Source organism: Psychrobacter sp. D2 (assembly GCF_013608135.1).
Taxonomy (GTDB): Bacteria; Pseudomonadota; Gammaproteobacteria; order Pseudomonadales; family Moraxellaceae; genus Psychrobacter; species Psychrobacter cryohalolentis.
Genome location: NZ_JACDXZ010000001.1, coordinates 56756 through 77282, shown reverse-complemented (window position 1 = coordinate 77282; position 20527 = coordinate 56756). Strand labels below are relative to the sequence as shown.

The window sequence follows — 20527 nt, the reverse complement described above, 5'->3', positions numbered from 1 at the left end:
CCTTATTATTAGTGAGGGTTTTCACAAAAAATCACACAAAAGGCATTATTTGCATGGCTATCGACTTGAAAAAATACATAAGCAAACCGATATAAAGCAACAAGTGACCGACTACGATCTAGTGATCGACGGTCTGATGAAATAAAATTTTATTTAAAAATAAATTAGGAGCAATTCATTATGGGTAAAGTCATTGGTATTGATTTAGGTACAACCAACTCATGTGTCGCAGTAATGGAAGGTGATAAAGTTAAAATCATCGAAAATGCTGAAGGTACTCGTACTACCCCTTCAATTGTCGCTTATAAAGATGACGAGATCCTTGTCGGTCAGTCAGCCAAGCGTCAAGCAGTCACCAACCCAAATAACACGCTTTTTGCTATCAAGCGTTTGATTGGTCGTCGTTTTGATGACAAAGTCGTGCAAAAAGACATTGGTATGGTGCCTTACAAAATCGCCAAAGCCGATAACGGTGATGCATGGGTTGAAATCAACGGCAAAAAACTAGCACCACCACAGGTTTCTGCGGAAATCTTGAAAAAAATGAAAAAAACAGCCGAAGATTATCTTGGTGAAGCCGTTACTGAAGCAGTCGTTACTGTACCTGCTTACTTTAATGATTCACAGCGCCAAGCAACTAAAGATGCTGGTAAAATTGCGGGTCTTGATGTAAAACGTATCATCAACGAACCAACAGCAGCGGCTCTTGCTTACGGCATGGACAAAAAGCAAGGCGATAGCACTGTTGCCGTTTATGACTTAGGTGGTGGTACCTTTGACGTATCAATCATCGAAATTGCTGACGTTGATGGCGAGCAGCAGTTTGAAGTATTAGCGACCAATGGTGACACTTTCCTTGGTGGTGAAGATTTTGACTCAGCATTGATTGACTTCTTAGTCGCTGAATTCAAAAAAGACCAAGACGTCAACCTAAAAGGTGACTCTCTTGCGATGCAGCGTCTCAAAGAAGCGGCAGAAAAAGCAAAAATTGAGCTATCAAGTGCCCAAAGTACTGAAGTAAACTTGCCGTATATCACTGCTGATAGCAGTGGTCCTAAGCATTTGGTTGTTACTATCAGTCGCTCAAAACTTGAGAGCTTAACTGAAGAATTGGTACAACGTACCATGGGTCCTTGTAAGATTGCCCTTGAAGATGCAGGTATAAAAATCGGCGATATTGATGATGTCATCTTGGTTGGTGGTCAGACTCGTATGCCATTGGTACAGCAAAAAGTACAAGAATTCTTCGGTCAAGAGCCACGTAAAGACGTGAACCCTGATGAAGCAGTAGCAGCCGGTGCAGCTATTCAAGGTGCGGTATTGTCTGGTGAAAAAACCGACGTATTGCTACTTGATGTGACACCATTGACGCTAGGTATAGAAACCATGGGTGGCATCTTGACGCCAATCATTGAGAAAAATACCATGATTCCGACTAAGAAATCACAGGTATTCTCAACGGCTGAAGACAACCAGCCAGCGGTTAGTATTCAGGTTTATCAAGGCGAGCGCAAAATTGCGAACCAAAATAAACAGCTTGGTCGTTTTGACTTAACTGATATTCCACCAGCACCACGTGGTTTGCCACAAATCGAAGTAAGCTTTGACATCAATGCTGACGGTATCATGAATATCTCAGCGACGGATAAAGGTACTGGTAAAGCTCAAAGTATCCAAATCAAAGCGGATTCTGGTTTATCGGACGAAGAAGTTGAACAAATGATTCGTGATGCTGAAGCCAATGCTGCTGAAGATGAGAAATTCGCAAATCTTGCGCAAGTGCGTAACGAAGCGGATGGTCGTATCCATGCGGTACAAAAAGCGCTAAAAGATGCGGCTGATAAAGTATCTGACGATGAAAAATCATCAGTAGAAGCGGCTATCTCTGAGCTTGAAGCAGCGGCGAAAGAAGATGACCATGAAGAGATCAAAGCCAAGCTTGAAGCATTAGACAATGCCTTTTTACCAGTTAGCCAGAAGATTTATGCTGATGCAGGCGCTAGCGCTGAAGGTATGGATCCAAACCAGTTCCAACAAGGTGCGGATAATGCTGGCGAGAGCAACCAAGCAGACGACGATGTGGTCGATGCTGAGTTCACTGAAGTAGAAGACGACAAAAAATAATTATACTGCTAATAAGTAGTTAAATAAAAAACGCATCCTTCGGGGTGCGTTTTTTTTATTTCATTAATAAGATTGCAATTCACATGTCACGCTTTAAAAGCGCTGATCATCAGCACATCATAAGTCAAATTCACATAAGGTTGACTGTCTTTATTTAATTTAGCAAACTGTTGCCAATAATCTTGCTCAAATTGTTTTAGACGGGACTTGGTCCATGTAAATGGCTGACCACTACTTGACTGATCTTGCGTTCGATTAGTCGAAACCCCTGTTAGCTTCATATGTTTAAGAACAGCGTAGGGATTGGCAAAAGGTACATCAAAGCGCTGAGTTGATAGTTTGATATTCTCAAAACCTGCGACTTCTAATGCTGATTGCCAGTCACTGATAGCTGGATAATGTAGCCCTTGACCTGTTAGTTGCTTAATTTGCAAAAAGTTATCTGGCGTAAAAGTATTAAAGACTAATTGCCCTCCTGCTCGCAAACGCTGTGCAGATTTTTTTACAAAACTCAATGGGTTATCAAACCACTGTACCGCATTTGCACTGACTATTAGGCTGTGCTCTATCAAACTAGGGTTTATTGAGTTAGAGACTTTGGATAATTCAATGGTTTCAGCATCGCCAATTATTATATTAGCTGTCGGTACTATCGATTGCAATATCGCTGCCCTTTCAGAACACAGCTCATTGATAAACCAGTGCTGACTTTGAACGTTCTCTGACAACAAACGTGTCATTTGACCTGTGCCTGCACCGATTTCAAATACGCTATCTTGCTTAGTACGAGCGATAAGGGCAAGGAGATGCTGACAGATTTGCGCTTGAATATGGGCATGCTGGTCATAATCGCTAGCAGTGGCAAAATGACGCGCGATGGTTTGTTTTCTTGTGCTGAGGATGTCAGGTGTAGCAGGAGGTTTCATGTTGTTTGTTGCATCCAAATAATTCGCTTAACGCTAAAAGAAAGTTGTTACTAAAAAATAATCGCATTATAAATGCGCTATCAGCCGCTGACAGTCCTCAAGGCTAAGCGCTGCATTCATCACTAAGCGAATACGAGCAGTATTGGGAGGAACAGTAGGCGGTCTGACAGGTAAGGCATAAAATCCTGCTGCTTGTAGCTGCTTTGCTTTTTCGACAGTGAGCGCATTATTGCCTAGTATGTAAGGCACGATAGGGGAGGCATAGCTTGTATCTTGATGAATTAACGACACGCGATATCGTTCGGGAATAGCGTCACTAAGCGTGGCGGATAGCCGTGCCAAATGAAGGCGCTGCTCCGTTAAGCTTGGCATTTTTGCTAAGATAAAACGTGTCCATGCGTGATTAATGGGTGGTAATGCGGTGCTAAAAATGAGGGGGCGCATCTGATTAATTAGCCAGTGTTTGACGACATCATCACACATGATATAAGCGCCAATAGAGGCAAAAGCTTTACCAAAAGTCCCCACCAGATAATCAATATCAGCCAGTGTTTGGGTTTCTTCTGCCAATCCTAAACCTGAATCACCTAAGATACCGATAGCATGGGCTTCATCGATATACAGCTCAATACGAGCATCTTTTGCTTTTAGTTGTACCAATTGCGCCAAGTCAGCGCGGTCACCATCCATACTAAAAATACTCTCTGTGACAATGATAATGCGCTCAACACTTGAATCTGCTTGCTCAATAAATTTGGCTAAATGCTCATAGTCGTTGTGACGGTAACGATGATAGCTGACTAGCTTACTTTGGCTGAGGCGTATGCCATCGATAATACTAGCATGCACCAGTTTATCTGCCAAAATGAGCGTTTTGATTGGCAATGTCGTCAGTGCAGGCAAAATACCTATATTGGCATGGTAGCCGCTGTTGAATACTAGTACCGATTTTGATGAGGATAGGTTTTTCTTGTCTACGGCGTTTTGATACCATTCTTGTAGTTCAGACTCCAATGCTTGCAGATGTTCATCGTTACCTGTCAAGAGCCTAGAGGAGGTGGCACTCATCCTAGGCACACTATCGATTGGAAATTGATTGAGTTGATTAAGGAAATTGCTCTGGAGCTGCTTATTACTGCCCAAGCCAAGATAATCGTTGCTAGCGATATTGAGTAATCGCTTGCCTTCGCTAATCACATATTGCTCATGGTGTTGTAAGTTAGGTATCTGACGGTATTGATTCGCTGCTTTTAGCGCGTTGAGCGACTCTTGCAGACGATTGATAATAAGAGCAGTCATTGAGGTCCCTTTTTTTATTTAATCGCTTTTATTTGATCGTTTTTACTTATTAAAATCAGTTTCTGAGTAAATCGTCTTAAGAATAAGTAGGGATTATTGCACAAACTGAGTGGTTGTAACAAAAGATTTCATATATCGGCCTTTGTAACTTGAACACTGATAAACACTTGCAAAACTTAACTTTCTTACCATTAAACACTGACAGAGTTTCTGACATGGTTTGTTACTATGTATACATCGTTAGCAAACAAGGCGATATGACTAAAAAGTTCACATAAATAAATAACTTGTTTGTCCACAGTGATTTTAAGGAGATACACATGAAAACTCTACAGAAAACTCTAATTGCATTAGCAGCCGGTTCATTACTAAGCATGGGTGCACAAGCTGCCGTTTCTTATGGTAACGGCTACACTGGTCAACCATATGTTGGGGCTAAAGTCGGTCAATTTGATTTAGACGTTGATGGCGCTGATGATCCAAACGCATATGGCGTATATGCAGGCTACAATTTCGATCCTAACTTTGGTATGGAAGCTGAATTTGTAGGCTCAGATGACGCAGATTACAGAGGCGGTGACATCGACGCAAAAACTTACGGCGCTTATGGTACCTACCGTTATGCTTTCCCAAATACTGGTCTATATGCTAAAGGTAAGCTAGGTGTTGCAAGAACTGAAATAGAAGCGACTGGTACTGCGTTTAATAACTTCTCTGACAGCGATACTAGTTTAGCTGGTGGTGTTGGTCTTGGCTACTCAGTAAACCCTAACTTCAGTGTTGAAGCTGAATATGACAAGCTAGGTAGTGACGCAGATCTTATGACTGTCGGTGCACAGCTAAAGTTCTAATTTCTTGATACTTAATCTCTTTATATTAAAGTATTAATAAGAACGCCCAAAATAAAAAACGATCGCTTCGGCGGTCGTTTTTTTTTGCTTTTTTTAAGCACAATATAACTAGTCTTAGTTTAAGGCAAATATTGATGCGCTTTAATACTAAGAAAGTTAATTGGATTAAGATATTGTTTTTATAGCGCTTTTAAAACGTCCTTAGAGGAGTAAATGTGCTACATTGAAAGCTAGGATAACAAAGATAGGGAATAAAGCAATGATGGAGATTCTTTGGATGATTGAGCCTTGGCATTGGCTGGTATTAGGCTTTTCGCTGCTGATTGTCGAGATGTTTGTGCCAACCTTTGCCAGTCTTTGGTTTGGTGCTGCTGCTATCATAGTGGCTGCGCTTGCATGGCTTCTGCCTGTTTCGGTATCCGTACAAATCATTATCTGGTTACTCCTCTCCGCTATCTTTTTGCTGGCATGGTTTAAGTTTATCAAACCTTTATCGGTTGATCGTACAAAAGCAGGACTTGGCGGCAGTGTGATCATTGGTGAAACAGGTATGATTATTGCGCAGCCGCAGCCAGATAGAGCGGGCATGGTGCGTTTTAATGTGCCTATTGTGGGTGCTACTGAATGGATGTGCCGTACTCGAGGCGAGCAAGTGGCAGTCGGTGATCGAGTAGTGGTAACAGATATCGTTGGTAACGAGCTGATTGTGAGTAGCATGACATCGAAGGCAGCTGTGAACCAAAATATGCACGTATAATAATAAGGATAAATTATGGAAAGCTTTAGCATTGTTATGGTGGTTTTGGTTGCACTGGTAGTCTTTACCGTTTTTAAAGGTGTGCGAATCGTACCACAAGGGTATAAATGGGTGGTACAGCGCTTAGGGAAATATAGCCAAACGTTAGAACCAGGTCTAAACCTTATTATACCTTATGTCGATGATGTTTCTTACAAAGTAACGACCAAAGATATCGTCCTTGATATTCCGTCACAAGAAGTGATTACCCGCGATAACGTAGTGATTATCGCTAATGCTGTGGCTTATATTAATATTATTCGCCCTGATAAAGCGGTCTATGGCATCGAAGATTATGAGTATGGTATCCGTAATCTGGTACAAACGTCTTTACGTTCAATCATCGGTGAGATGGATCTTGATAGTGCCTTATCTAGCCGTGATGAAATAAAAATGAAGCTCAAGCATGCCATCTCAGAAGATATTGCAGATTGGGGTATCACGTTAAAGACAGTAGAGATTCAAGACATTAACCCCTCGCAAACCATGCAAGCATCAATGGAAGAACAGGCAGCGGCAGAGCGTCTACGCCGAGCGACAGTGACCCGTGCTGATGGTCAAAAGCAAGCGGCTATCTTAGAAGCAGATGGGCGTTTAGAGGCCTCACGCCGTGACGCTGAGGCGCAGGTGGTACTGGCGAAAGGCTCAGAGGAGTCTATCCGTCTAATCACTGCGGCGATGGGTACGGAAGAGATGCCGATTGTCTACTTACTTGGCGAGCAGTATATTAAAGCCATTCGTCAGCTGGCTGAGTCTGATAACTCAAAAATGGTGGTATTACCCGCTGACATTCTAAGTACCGTAAAAGGCATGGTCGGTGATAAGCTTAAGGTTTAAGCAGCTGTGCTTTGACCACATGCTATAAGCACAACGTATAAAAATAGCCAGTGAGTATGCTAAGCACTGGTTATTTTTTTGCCTTTAACTTATCTATCATTTTTTATGAAATACCGTTTTTGAATACTAAGAATATTGAGATAAGGAAAATGATAATGACTGAGCAGAAGCTAACTATAGAAGTAATCTCAATTGTGGATTTTCCGCAAGGCAGTCCATTACCTTATAGCGTGCTTGACGCAACGCATACTAATGCTGCCTATCCTGAGAAAAATTTAGAAATACGCGGTGGCGGTTATGGCTCGGACGCTGCAGCACATCCAAGCAATGCCAATCAATTCTATGTACTTACCGATCGAGGTCCCAATGCGGACTTTGATGGTATTGCTGGTAAAGGTAAGCAGTTTTTAGTGCCCAATTATACGCCATCTATTGGACTGTTTGAGTTGCAAGCTGATGGCAAAATCATCAAGGCAAAAGAGATATTGCTTAAAGATAGCAATGGCAATCCTATCTCTGGACTACCGAATCCAAAAGCCTTTGGCGGCACCAATGAAGTACCTTACGATATCAATGGTCAGCCGATGACGGTGAATCCAGATTTACCTTTTGATGAAGTGACCAACCCTATCAGAAGTGATATCAATGGTTTAGACCCTGAAGGACTTGCCGCGCTCAAAGATGGCAGTTTTTGGGTCAGCGATGAATATGGTCCACATCTTGTCCACTATGACGCGGATGGGGTGGAAATTGCCCGTATCAATCCTTTTGCCGATGATGAACGCAATAATGTGATTATTAACGGTAAGCAGGTGTTATTACCAACAGAGTTTACCAAGCGCCGAGCCAATCGTGGTATGGAAGCATTAACCATTACGCCTGACCAGACTACGCTTGTAGGTACCATGGAGTCTTCTATGGACAATCCTGACAAATCGGGTCGTGGCTCTAGTTTGGTGCGTATCGTTGCTATTAACCTAATCTCAGGTCAGATAGCACAATATTTATATCGTCTTGATATTGCAGAGCACGTGGCATCAGGGATAGTCGCTATCAATGAACATGAATTTTATCTCATTGAGCATGACCGCAAGTTTCCTTTACAAGATAAATTGGCGAAAAAACTTATTTATAAAATAAATATTTCTCAGGCAACAGATATTGAAACCATTATTAGTGCTGATAATCCACATATCATCCAACAAGATGATCCTTTCGGTTTGACTATTGACGGTCAAACGCTCGAGCAATTGATAGCAGAAAACGAAGCAAGCTGGCAACTACTTGAAACTATAGCTATCAAGCCTGTTAAAAAAACTTTGGTCGTCGATGTGCTTGCTACGCTAGATTATCCGCATGATAAGCTTGAAGGCTTATGGTTACGGCAAGACGGCTCGTTAGGTTTACTCAATGATGATGATTTTGCGCTGACAGATACAGAGATAGTGGATGCAAAAAGCACGATTGAACAAAAATACCTAGATAAAGAAAAAAACATAGAGGATGCCAATCGATTATATCTTGTGATGCCTACTGCATAAAGACGGTCTCTAATAATAAGACATTACATTTATCACTAACCAAAAACAGACCTCAATCGAGGTCTTTTTTATTATTTATATTTTAGAGGATAATGATTTAAATAACTTTTGAGAAGCGGTCTTTATGTTTTTTATCCAGATATTCATCGAATACCATGGCTACATTACGACCCAATAAGCGACCTCTTGGTAATACGCGAATGCCAGCAGCATCCATATCAATCAAGCGGTCTTCTTGCATTTCACCAAGCTGTTGAATCTCATTGATAAAGTAGGTAATAGCATCGATGCCAAATTTCTGATTGATGTCTCTAAAGTCCATATAATCATGACACAGTAAATTCATAATCACGTATTCGCGTAAGCGATCTTTGATAGAGGTTTTAATCACGTTGACCGCTGGCATGATGGTAGGATTATTACGTGCTGCATCGATAGTGTCTTTATATACTTGCAAATCAGTATGGTTTTGTAGGATATAACTGCTGTTGGCATTGGCAATTTGACTGATTGAAGACACGCCAAAGCCCAGTAAATCACAATCGCCCATGATGGTATAACCCTGAAAGTTACGATGCAACCTGCCTTCACGCTGGGCGATGGCCAGCTCATCATCAGGTTTGGCAAAATGGTCAATGCCAATATATTGATAACCGGCTTCAGTTAAGGTATTGATGGTATTACCGAGCATCGTGAGCTTATCAGATGGAGTGGGTAAATCGTCCTCTTTGATTTGACGCTGCGCCTTAAAGCGTTCAGGCAAATGAGCATAATTAAACACCGACAAGCGATCTGGCGACATCTCGATAATACGGCGTATGGTTTTATCAAAGGTTTCAGGCGTTTGATGTGGTAAGCCATAAATCAAATCGACATTGATAGAATGAAAGCCTAATTCGCGCGCCTCATTTAATACATTTTCAATAAGCTCTGCTGAATTCACACGATTGACCGCAATTTGTACGGTCTCGTCTAAATCCTGTACGCCTAAGCTGACGCGGTTAAAACCAAGAGTACGCAATACTTTTAAGGTCTCGCTACTGAGCTCGCGCGGGTCAATTTCGATAGAGTAATCACCTTGATCTTCTGGTAAAAATTCAAACTGGGTCTGCAAAAAATCCCACAGTTGTATCAACTCATTGTCTTGTAAAAACGTTGGCGTACCACCACCGAAATGTAGCTGTTTAACCAGTGGTTTTTTACCGTCTTCTGGTGGCGTTAATAAGCTACGTTTGTGTTTAATTTCAGCAATTAGATAGGCTAAATAATCGCCTGCATCGCTATTCTTTTTGGTGATGATTTTATTGCAAGCACAGTAATAGCAAAGATGGCGACAAAACGGGATATGGAAGTAAAGCGATAACGGCGCATGGACTTCGCGCTCTTGCAGGATTTTTGTCTCAAGCCCTTCTGGTATCGATGAAAACTCTAAAGCAGTTGGGTAAGAGGTATAGCGTGGTCCCGAACGATTATACTTATTAATGATATCTTGATCGAATGCTGGCAGCTGTTTGCTGGTGATGCTGCCACGAGTACTGGCATATGGATTGTCCGGTTGCATAACAGGACGCACTGTAGTGGGCTGCTCGCTCGCATTGATGGCGTATTCAGGTGTGCTATTGATATCAAGTTGTTCTGACATGCGAGATTCCTCGTTTGACTGTATCGATCGCTATTTTGAATAAGAAATTTATGGTTTTTCTAATAGCTGTATTTCTTAAGAAAGTGAATAAAAAACGATTGAAATAAGTAATGACTAGTATAACAAATCACAGCTTATAGTGGCATGGACAGCGAGGTTAGTTATACAGCGACGTTAATCATATAGCTATAAAGTTGTATAGCTAGGTGATGAAGAATCTCGCTGACAATATTTTTTAAGTAAATTAAAAATAAATACGCAACATTTGCGCACTTATTAATAATCCTCTATGATCGATAAATCTCTCTATAGGAAAGGCTTATGTCGTTTGCTCAAGTCTATACCCGCTCGGTCGTCGGGCTGCACGCACCTGAAGTCATCATTGAAGTGCATCTGTCGCAAGGACTACCAGCATTGACCATTGTTGGTTTGCCTGAAGCGGCGGTACGTGAGAGCAAGGATAGAGTTCGCTCAGCGATACTCAATTCTGGATTTCAGTTTCCTAATAGACGTTTGACGATTAATTTAGCACCCGCCGATTTACCAAAGGATGGTGCTCGTCTTGATTTGCCTATAGCTATCGGTATTTTGGCAGCCAGTGATCAGTTGGATCCAAAGGTATTGTCAGGGTTTGAGTTTATTGGGGAGTTGGCGCTCAATGGTGAGCTGCGGCAAGTAAGCGGTAGTTTGGCGGTTGCACGAGCAATGAAAGCTGAGGTATTGGCGACGCAACTGTTAAAAGGTGATGAGAAGATGATGTCGTCAACACGGCAACTCATTGTCCCAACCATCAATGGGGCAGAGGCTAGCCGTGTGGATGGCATCACCGTATTGGCAGCGTCAAATTTAAAGGCTGTATGTAATCATTTGCAATCACTTACCGATAGCAGTTTTTTGGATGAACGCTTAACCGAAGTAGAGCCGAATCAAATCCAGCAGCATATAGGCTATCAAGTAGATTTGGCAGACGTAAAAGGACAGCATCATGCACGGCGTGCCTTAGAGATTGCCGCAGCAGGTGGTCATTCATTGTTACTTACAGGACCACCGGGTTCAGGAAAAACCTTGATGGCGTCACGCCTGCCAACTATTTTGCCAGATTTGAGTGCAGAAGATGCGCTAGAGGTTGCCAGTACGTATTCGGTTGCCGATAGTGATTATGATTATGGCACACGACCTTTTAGACAAGTTCATCACACCATATCAGCAGTGGCATTGGTCGGTGGCGGTTCACGTCCCAAACCTGGTGAGATTACGCTGGCCAATAAGGGCGTACTATTCCTTGATGAATTACCCGAGTTTGATCGTACGGTGTTAGAGGTACTGCGCCAACCACTAGAGGCAAAACAAATCACTATCAGCCGTGCTAACTCACAGATGACCTTTCCAGCAAATTTTCAACTGGTGGCAGCGATGAACCCGTGCCCGTGTGGCTATGATGGTGATGGCTCAGGGCGTTGTCGTTGACAACTACAACACTAATCAATAATTATAAATATAAGTGATAAAAACAAATATAAATGATAATATCTAGAGTCCTCTAAACAAGAGTACAGGGATTCGGTGTGAAACTAAGATTCAGGGATAATTATTTTAGGAGCTGTAGTAGATGAGCACCATGCTAGACTAATAAAATGAAGATAGCCCGTTATAAACTCAGTAAAAAAGTACAAAAACGGCTATTAGAGTTTTTTATGGCTGAAGTAACTGCTAGAACCGCCGTAGATTTGCTCAATATTCAGCCTAACACTGCTGCACCCTTTTATCATAAAATAAGACTTGTTATAGTTCACCATCTAATCAGCTTAAAACTTTGAGAATATGGTGTGATATTTAATCCTTATCTACTACAGCCCCTAAATATTTAGAGAGCAGTTAATCACAGAAAAGTGAATTATGAGAAAAGTTATTAGTTATTCGATATCACTTTTAATATTAAACGCGTCATTTCCTGCTTATGCAGGCAGCGTGGTATGCGCTGATTTCGGAAGCCAAGCTGAAGCTCAAGCTTATTTCGATGCGAAGAAATCGGGATACAAACGTTTGGATCTTGACAAAGATGGTATCGCATGTGAAGCATTAAGATAAATCATAAACCACATAAGTTTGATAGATATTCAACGCAAATTAATGAATATCGTATATATTCTATAAGAACCCATTTTAAATTACCAAACTTAATCCGACTAAAAATATGTATTTATTAATTTAAACATAAATAAAGCTGAAAGGAAAACATTAAAGTGGGACTAATCTCTACAGATGTGATACCAAAATATACAGAAGAAGCTAACTATACTTTAGACATTCAGTTTTATGATGAAGAGGATGAATGTTATAAAGTGAAGATATGGACACCAAATACATCTAATAATCATGATTTTGTAAAAGCTCTTTGGTTGAATGAAGCTCGTCAACTAAACAAGCTTAAAACTGCTAACAATGCCAGTAAATATATTGAAATAATACATGATTACTTTGTTAAAGACGGCAGTTTTTATCTAGTCTATAAGAGTAACCGTTCTTATAAAAGCTTAAATGAAGTTATAAAAACCAGTGTCAGGTTATCGTTTTTAAATTCTAACAAACATTGGCTACATACGGATAATTTGTCGAAATCGATTAATAGAGTGTACTTTTGGAAAAATATATCAAGATTAGTCAACGGTCTTGAAATTCTACATAATCATGGAATTATTCATAGAAATATTAGTATGCATAGCATCATATATGACGGAAGTGATGATTATGAAAATGATGCAAAATTTATATTAGCTGGCTTTGAAAAATCACTAGACTTTAACAAACCTAAATGGGTTGAAATTGATGAGAATAAGAACATTATTTATACCACTCATCAAGATTGGCACGATCTTTCTAAATTTATTTTGGAGCTCTTGGGTATTGAAGATTTCAACCTTAGTACTTCAAATATTTCCAATAAAGAAAGGAAGGTCGTTAGAGAGCTTCAGAAAGGAGTTTCACAAAGAGAAGTTCATAAAGGCGTTTTGTCAGTTAGCAGTCTGAAAATACTGATCGAAAATTGTATAGACTCTCATTCAGTAATTGTAGAAAAAAGAGATAGTCCACTTCATATATCTATCGCTAAATCATCTACAGAGAAAGTATTTGAGAGTGTTAGAGATTTATTAAGTGTTCCAAGGGCTTCGATTGAAGAAATTAAAAATATATTAGAAGAAGATTTAGATGTCTATCCCTTTAAAATCTACAACGATAGTAGAAATAATTCAGATAGCAATCGTATTGTGTACTTTCTTCAAGGTAGACAATTTACATATAAGATTAGAGAATTTAAAAATAATGAGTATCCCTTTAGAAGTATGATGGTTTTAGAGGATATTGTTAATAGTCATGAGGGATTAGTTTCAAGACTTGCTAGAAATAACAGTGAAAAAGTATATAGAAGTCTAAAGTATGTCAATAGCCCGTACAATTTAGAATTTAAGTATAGAAAAGAAGAGAACTCATGGAATGAAGTTTTAGATAAATTAAAGAAGCAAATTGTATATAAGAGTTATGAGCTTGAATGTTTACAAGGCTTGCTAATGTCAATTGCAGTTGAGCAAAGCCTTATGAGTATTCAGAAATACAAAGTACAATTAAATAAAGTGGATAGAGCGTTCATTAGAAAGAACCATAAATTTTTTAACGATGCTAATAAATTATATTTTTTCGTGAGTTTAATAGATTCAGATAATAAGACTAATAATAGATTGTCAAAAGCAATTGGATATAAAAGAGCTTCTGATAGGTTTATTCAATCGTTTCAAGAAGAAGGCAGTGTTGGTGATAACTGGAGGGCTATGCTTGAGCAGAATGTTAAAAACAGTGCTAATGATGAGTTTATAAGTTTACAATTTCATGGAAAATTAGGGCAACAATACATATTTTCTGAATCTGAAGAGAACAAGGTTAAACATCAGATATATGAAAATCAAGTTTTTTTATTGTATCCTTCAGATATAACAGGCACTGAGTTTCAAATCGAAAGACGAATACAAGTATTTAGAAATTTACTAAAAAATATGCCATTAACGAAAAGTTTGTCTCGCCCATCTGATTCAGTACACGTTACATCACGAACATACGATATAGATTCTATTCTTAGTTTATTTGATGAGTCTAAAAAACAAATATTCAAGCCTTTAATTTCAACTTATCCAAATTATTTTGTTGAAGGTCCTCCAGGGGTTGGTAAAACTTTCTTAATAACAAATTATGTAAATCATGTAGTTTCTCAGGAGGATAGTGCTAAGATTTTATTATCTGCACAAGCCCATGCAACTGTGGGTCTACTTTATAAAAAAACTTTGAAGGAATTAAAACATATTGATTTACTGAAAGATATGGTAATTATTTCAGATTTTAAAGATGGAAATGAGTTACAGACCAAAAAAAATAATAAAATTATAGAGGTTAAAACTCTGGATGAAAATCTTGAAAAGATTAGTAAAAAACAGGAGGTTATCAAGCCTTTTTTAGAGGATTTTAAAAAAAGCCCACTTTTCAAAAAATATCATAAAGAAAATGGGATTTCAGACAAACTTAGAGTTTTCTCAAATAACGCCGAACATGGATTTTTTAATGCTATTATAAAGGCTGCTAATTTGGTATTTACCACTTCTAATTCAGCCTTAATGGCATCTCTAGTTAATAATGAAATAAGTTTTGATGTGTCAATTATGGAAGAAAGTGCTAAAGCGTCAGGAATAGAGATGGTTGGAGCTATGCTGGTTGCAAATAAGCGAGTTATGATAGGTGATTCTAAACAATTACCAGCATTTTCAGAAGGTATTATCGAATCAATTCTACAAAATGCATCTTACGAAGATGTAAAAATTATTTTGAATCAACTCAAAGATACAAATCTTACCAATCATGAACTTGATCAGCTGGGTATGAATCCTAAAGACGCTGATGATTCAGACAATCAACAATATACTAATGAGCTACTTGGAAACCTCCAACGTTACTTTTCCCTTTTTAAAAGCCTATGTGAAGATGCTAGTAATGCATCGAAATATTACAATTTCGGAGGCATGTTAAACATTCAGCATAGAATGCATCCTGACATATGTAACATTATCTCAAAAACTGTCTATGATGATGAGCTAATCACCCATTCAGATAGAGTCAATAAGTCTAAACAAAACCACTTCGTGTTTGATGAACAAAGAATAAAACTTGAGGGACTAAATAAAGAAAACGCTGTCATTTGGATAGATATTCCAGATATTAAAACGAATTCTACTCTAAGACCTCTTGAAAAGATAAATCAAAACATGAAAGAAGTTGAAATTATTCATGAATTGAAAAAAGCTATAAGACATATTAGTGGAGAAATGTATTCTCTCAAGGTGCTCTCTCCTTACTCTAAACAAGTAAAAAAGCTGAATCATGAAATTGAAGAAGGTATTGCTCATACAGTGGATTCCTTTCAAGGAAATGAAGCAGATGTAATTATTATTAGTTTAGTTAGGCATAACGTCAATCCCACAATAAGGCAGGCTCTTGGGTTCTTAGTTGAAATGAGACGCATGAATGTTCTTCTAAGTCGTGCTAAGCATAAATTAATCATAGTTGGATGTTTTGGTCTGTTTAAAACGTGGCTCGATAATGAAAAAAATAAGAGAGAAAAAAGCCATGGTATTTTATTGGAAGATAACTTCGAATTTTTAGATAAGTTTGTAGCACTCCTTTATCCAGATTATCTAACAATGTTAGACAATTCTTGTAGTGTTTCAGATAAAATTTTTAGAAATGTTAATTTCGTATCAGCTAAACAGTATGTTGGATTGTAATATGAAAGAAATTCAGAAAAAAATTATTCATAAATATATACAAGTTTCAATTCCTTTTTTATATAATAAATTTTTATTCGATGTCACAAAGAAACGTGGCTGGTCTATTCTAGACTTTTTAATTATCAAGGAACTTAACGAGCGTACTTTGACGCATACAGAGGTAAATGAATTATTGAATCTAAATCCAAGAATTACATTGCAAGTATTACTACCTATGTGTGATGTCGGTTGGATTAGCATTGAAAAAGGTAATGATGAATTTGTTTTTGCTATCTCTTATAGGGGAAAAGAGATTTATGAATCTACTAAAAATAGTTTTGAACTACCATATACTGAATCGAATTATCAATCTCAAAGAGAAATTTTTCTTGATATAAACGGTAACTATCATAACTTTTATAATACAAACAATGTGCTAATGCCTAAAGCCGCTTATTCGAGCTATAAACATCAAAGCGATAAGCAAGTTATTGAACTCAAGTATGAATACTCATATGTAACTATTGAAGCTGAAGCTGATTCGCTAATTAAAGCAGCTACGAACGAGGGTGAAATTATTGATGGATATACGGCAATCGATTCAAACTATTTTACTGGATTCAAATACTTAATAGTTGATATGGAGTTAACAGAAAGAAATGGTTATAAAATTATGGATAATGTACTTGCTCAACAACTTGGTTCTAAGCTGAAGAATAAAGTGGAAAGTGTAAGTTTTGAACAAGAAGTAATTGAAATCGATTCGGAAAAGGCATTTAAACAGAAAAACCCTGAGTATATTATCGATCGTAAAAATGCCGCTTTAGTATATGGTGGTGAGGATAATAAAACTAAGCTACTAGAGCTTATAGATAAGTCAAGTACCTTTTTAGTCATACATTCAACCTTCATAAGAACGGGATGTGTTTATGACGAAAAGACTCAAGAATTTACTGATATCTTTGAATCTATAAAGACTGCTCTACTTAGAGGGGTCGATGTTTATATTTTATGGGGAAAAACAGAACGTGAGGAAGATGACTTAGGCTTTGAAAAATCCCGAGCAGAGGACTTAGGAATAGAGCAGACACTTAAGTTTTTTAACACTAAACTACACGAGGAAGGAATTACTGAACAGGTCAATTTCAACAATTTTACTCGGACTGAGTCTCACGCTAAGTTTGTTATAGCTGATCATGTAACTAAGGGTTATTGTTGCATGATTACTTCATGCAATTTCTTTTATACTGCTTTTAATACATTTGAAACCTCTGCTGTGATTTACGACAATCAGTTTACTTCTAAGATATTAAGAATAGCGTCGAATATTAGTACTGGCAAAAGCGTGATGATGAGTGATACATCAAGGAAACTGGAGTCACTTGCTAATATGGTAATGGAGCAAATAGAAAGAACTAAAGTTCTGAAAGGTGAAGATAAGCTAACAATAAAATTAGTAAAAAAACAGGAGCATTATGATTATATAAACAGTGCTAAAAATCTTGCTACTAAAAGAATATATGTAGTTAGTGACTTTATCAGCGATATCGCTCATCGACCTATTTTTGACAACTTAGCACCACTGAAAATTAAACAGAAATTTTGTTATTATAAAAAAACTAGACATATGAGTGATGCTGAATTAGAACAGAAAGCTAAAGAACTATCGTCACTACCTCAGCCTATACAACTTAAAAAAATTAGCGGGAAAAGTCATAAGGCAAAAAGCCATGCTAAATTCATAGCATGGGATAATGACGATATCTTATTGACAAGCTTAAATTGGTTATCTGCTAATGCTCTTGAAGAAAAAGGAGGAGAATACCATGAGCTTGGACTACATATTCAGGGTTTGAATGTTGCTGAAGAGTTATTAAACAAGTTTTTGCCAGTTGCTAAGAATTGAGAATAAATAGCATATATAGTCTGATCCAAATAAAAATGATAGGGACTGTAGTAGATAAGCACCATGCTAGACTAATAAAATGAAGACAGTCCGTTGTAAACTCAGTAAAAAAGTATAAAAACAGCTATTAGAGTTTTTTACAGCTGAAGTAACCGCTAGAACAGCCGCAGATTTGTTCAATATTCAGCCTAACACTGCTGCACTCTTTTATCATAAAATAAGACTTGTTATAGCTCACCATCTCTCATTACAAGGCGATGAGCTTTTCAATAGTGAAGTCGAATTAGATGAAAGTTACTTTGGCGGTGTACGCAAAGGCAAAAGAGGCCGTGGGGCTGCTGGTAAAACAGCCTTATTTGGTATCTTAAAAAGAAATGGCAAGGTTTATACCGTTGTCGTAGCAGACACCAAACAAACCACTCTCATGCCTGCTATCAATTGTAAAATCAAGCATGATAGCTTTGTTTATACCGATAGCTATTGAAGTTACAATGCATTAGATGTGAGTGACTTAAAACATTTTAGAGTGAACCCTTCCCAAGCGTTTGCTGCTGGTAAAAACAATCATATCAATGACATTGAGAGCTTTTAGAATCAGTCTAAACGAACTCTCAAAAAATATAATGGAATTGATGGGAAGAACCTTCATCTGTTTTTAAAAAAGTGCGAGTTTAGATTTAACTATAGTTCACCATCTAATCAGCTTAAAACTCCGAGAATATGGTGTGACATTTAATCCTTATCTACTACAATCCCTTAACTAATTCAAAATAACACATCAGACTAGTCTCAACTTAAGGCTTTAGAGAGCTTAAGTTACAAGTAGATCTTCACTTTACATCATTAATAGTAAAACATGATTAAGCTTCATAACAATTAAGTAGCTTTAAAAATGACCAGCATAGGAAAGAAAGATTCGATATGAAAATATCATTTAAGGAAGAGAAGTTTAAAACTGGAAAACTATATAGACTGGAAATAATACGCAAAATCCGTAAAGATGATGAGTTTAAGTTCCTCACTATTAATTTTTTTGAATTACACGATAATAATTCTATTGATAGATTAAAGAATCTATCAAATAAACACTACTATCCCACTTACTTTGATTATATTGGCAAAAATTTAGTAGAGAGATCTGTTATTTTAGATATAGAAATAGAGTATCTATATATACTGTCAGCAGGTTCCATTTGGAAAGCTAGTAGTTCCACAAATATTCAAAAAATTTTCGAACCAACTAAAGCACAAAACATCATGTTAAGTTCAAAGAGGAAACATACAACTTACCAGAAGGTAAAGAATGACTTAGCTAAGTCTGCACAATTTAAGTATCTTCTGAAAGATAATAACTTATCTTTATTATCAATTCCCAATTCTATTTTTGATGGAGAGGAGGTTACAGTTTTAATTCCGCATTCTGAAATTGTAAGACACTATTTTTCGGGTTCAGGACATTTCATCCGTCATTTATTTATGGAAGACGAGCTTAGTGAAGTAGCAACGTTAGTTGGAACTATAGAAGAGAATAAATACCGATGTTCAATTAAGCTTAATAATAGATCTTTTCCTGACGATGACGTGCCTTTTATAGCAAGAGGGTTGATGGATAAAACAACTCAAAACGCAATGCGAGAAATTCATAGTTGCGCTTTCAACTACTTAATGAGTTCAAAAGAAAGTGGTTATTATGACGATTTAACTGAACTACCTTTAAAAACAAACTTACCCTTCGAAGGTAATGCAGAGCTTGAAGTAATAGGTCATTACGTAGGAGAAAAAGACGATGGTGAAAAGTTTTTTTTAGTACGTAAAATTCAGACTAGTCACGATTCATGGCCTTATGAAGAGTTAAATATGATTAGCGCTGATATTTATCCAAAACGTGATAGAAAAAAATATGAGGAACGACCGCCTAAAGAGCAAAGTTCGAATGATCCCGCTCAACCTGAAACAGTCACACAAGAAACCCCTAGTAAACATGAACCTCAGATAAATATTATTATTGACCAGCATGGTCGTTTTCCTTTCCTTGATAATTTAAGAATTGAGAAAAAATTTGAAGATATAAATGAAGATAATGAAAAAGAAGATGATGATGATACTACTGGTATTGTTCAAGGAGTAACTGTAGAAGATGGATATGAGAATAATACAAACCAAGGATCGTTAGCAAAAGAAAACTACGAAAAAAACAACCAAATGAGACGTGCAAAGCTTTTGTCTGAGAAAGACCAGAATGATAATAGTTCTTATTATGATACATCTACAATTTTTCATGATATTGAGAGAGAGCAAGATGGTTGGGATATTACAGCTTTACCGATAGGTCAAGTTAATAGTTCTTATCCTTACGGGGAGTTTAGTTTTAGGGGCAAAAAATGGTCGCAAATTCCTGAGGGAAATACAAATAGAAATAGAAAGGGGTTATTTCTTAAGATAGAAAAAAAGGAAAAATCTCCAGTTTACTGTCTGGATATTGAACCTCATGGGAAAAGAGGCTGCAGAATGTATCTATTTGCCTTACCTAGATCACATACGAATAGAAATGTAATACAATTTGTTATAAACGAAATAAACCGAAATGGAGGAAGTGGAATTAAACAAACTATCGAAGCTAATTTTAATAAGGTAGAAAACCTAAATCATCAAGGTGATATTAAAAATAGAATTATTCGTACGGTAAATGATTTGTTTAATGAATAGGCTTTTCATTGGTTTTTAGCATCTTTCTAATGGATAAGCAGTAATTCTATTGATGAAAAAATAACTATTATATTTATTAAATAGCTTTGTTGCTT

12 protein-coding genes and 3 pseudogenes are annotated in these 20527 nt (G+C 37.6%); 12 read left to right on the top strand and 3 right to left on the bottom strand.

Annotated features, from left to right (window positions below; all coding sequences use genetic code 11):
- Nucleotides 1–180 precede the first annotated feature (180 nt).
- Nucleotides 181–2124: a molecular chaperone DnaK gene (gene dnaK, locus H0262_RS00355; RefSeq protein WP_011514754.1), complete on the top strand. Its 1944-nt coding sequence runs from the start codon at nt 181–183 to the stop codon at nt 2122–2124.
- Nucleotides 2125–2210: 86 nt separating this feature from the next.
- Here dnaK and H0262_RS00350 read toward each other — a convergent pair whose 3' ends face one another.
- Together H0262_RS00350 and H0262_RS00345 are read right to left on the bottom strand one after the other, a co-directional pair.
- On the bottom strand, nt 2211–3050 hold the full coding sequence (locus tag H0262_RS00350; RefSeq protein WP_181209283.1) for a methyltransferase domain-containing protein: 840 nt from the start codon (nt 3048–3050) through the stop codon (nt 2211–2213).
- A gap of 66 nt (nt 3051–3116) precedes the next feature.
- On the bottom strand, nt 3117–4349 hold the full coding sequence (locus H0262_RS00345; protein WP_181209282.1) for an 8-amino-7-oxononanoate synthase: 1233 nt from the start codon (nt 4347–4349) through the stop codon (nt 3117–3119).
- Nucleotides 4350–4669: 320 nt separating this feature from the next.
- Here H0262_RS00345 and H0262_RS00340 point away from each other — a divergent pair, with 320 nt between their 5' ends.
- The 4 genes from H0262_RS00340 (at nt 4670) to H0262_RS00325 (ending at nt 8374) form a co-directional block, all read left to right on the top strand.
- A complete protein-coding gene (locus tag H0262_RS00340) occupies nt 4670–5200 on the top strand; it encodes a porin family protein (protein WP_181209281.1) in 531 nt (176 codons plus the stop codon).
- Nucleotides 5201–5459: 259 nt separating this feature from the next.
- Nucleotides 5460–5957 carry an NfeD family protein gene (locus H0262_RS00335; RefSeq protein ID WP_181209280.1) on the top strand — a complete coding sequence of 166 codons (498 nt, stop codon included), beginning with the start codon at nt 5460–5462 and terminating at the stop codon, nt 5955–5957.
- A 15-nt stretch (nt 5958–5972) separates the two neighbouring features.
- Nucleotides 5973–6833: an SPFH domain-containing protein gene (locus H0262_RS00330; RefSeq protein WP_011514749.1), complete on the top strand. Its 861-nt coding sequence runs from the start codon at nt 5973–5975 to the stop codon at nt 6831–6833.
- A 155-nt stretch (nt 6834–6988) separates the two neighbouring features.
- Nucleotides 6989–8374 carry an esterase-like activity of phytase family protein gene (locus H0262_RS00325; protein ID WP_181209279.1) on the top strand — a complete coding sequence of 462 codons (1386 nt, stop codon included), beginning with the start codon at nt 6989–6991 and terminating at the stop codon, nt 8372–8374.
- A gap of 97 nt (nt 8375–8471) precedes the next feature.
- Here the strand turns inward: H0262_RS00325 and hemN are convergent, their stop codons facing one another.
- Nucleotides 8472–9935, bottom strand: coding sequence for an oxygen-independent coproporphyrinogen III oxidase (hemN, locus tag H0262_RS00320; protein ID WP_409033813.1), 1464 nt, complete (start codon nt 9933–9935; stop codon nt 8472–8474).
- Between the two features lie 402 nt (nt 9936–10337).
- On the opposite strand from hemN, the pseudogene H0262_RS00315 reads away from it, so the two are divergent.
- From H0262_RS00315 to H0262_RS00285, 7 genes and pseudogenes are all read left to right on the top strand, one after another.
- Nucleotides 10338–11480 (top strand): annotated as a pseudogene (locus H0262_RS00315) (YifB family Mg chelatase-like AAA ATPase); the annotation flags it as partial.
- A gap of 170 nt (nt 11481–11650) precedes the next feature.
- Nucleotides 11651–11815, top strand: a pseudogene (locus H0262_RS00310) (IS1595 family transposase); the annotation flags it as partial.
- Nucleotides 11816–11912: 97 nt separating this feature from the next.
- Complete coding sequence (locus H0262_RS00305; protein ID WP_181209277.1) at nt 11913–12104, top strand: excalibur calcium-binding domain-containing protein; 192 nt, start codon at nt 11913–11915, stop codon at nt 12102–12104.
- Nucleotides 12105–12259: 155 nt separating this feature from the next.
- On the top strand, nt 12260–15838 hold the full coding sequence (locus tag H0262_RS13215; RefSeq protein ID WP_181209276.1) for an AAA domain-containing protein: 3579 nt from the start codon (nt 12260–12262) through the stop codon (nt 15836–15838).
- A 1-nt stretch (nt 15839) separates the two neighbouring features.
- Nucleotides 15840–17726 (top strand): phospholipase D-like domain-containing protein, encoded by a 1887-nt coding sequence (locus H0262_RS00295; RefSeq protein ID WP_181209275.1) that lies wholly within the window; start codon nt 15840–15842, stop codon nt 17724–17726.
- A gap of 79 nt (nt 17727–17805) precedes the next feature.
- A pseudogene (locus H0262_RS00290) lies at nt 17806–18462 on the top strand (IS1595 family transposase).
- A gap of 185 nt (nt 18463–18647) precedes the next feature.
- Complete coding sequence (locus H0262_RS00285) at nt 18648–20432, top strand: hypothetical protein (RefSeq protein WP_181209274.1); 1785 nt, start codon at nt 18648–18650, stop codon at nt 20430–20432.
- Nucleotides 20433–20527: the final 95 nt, after the last annotated feature.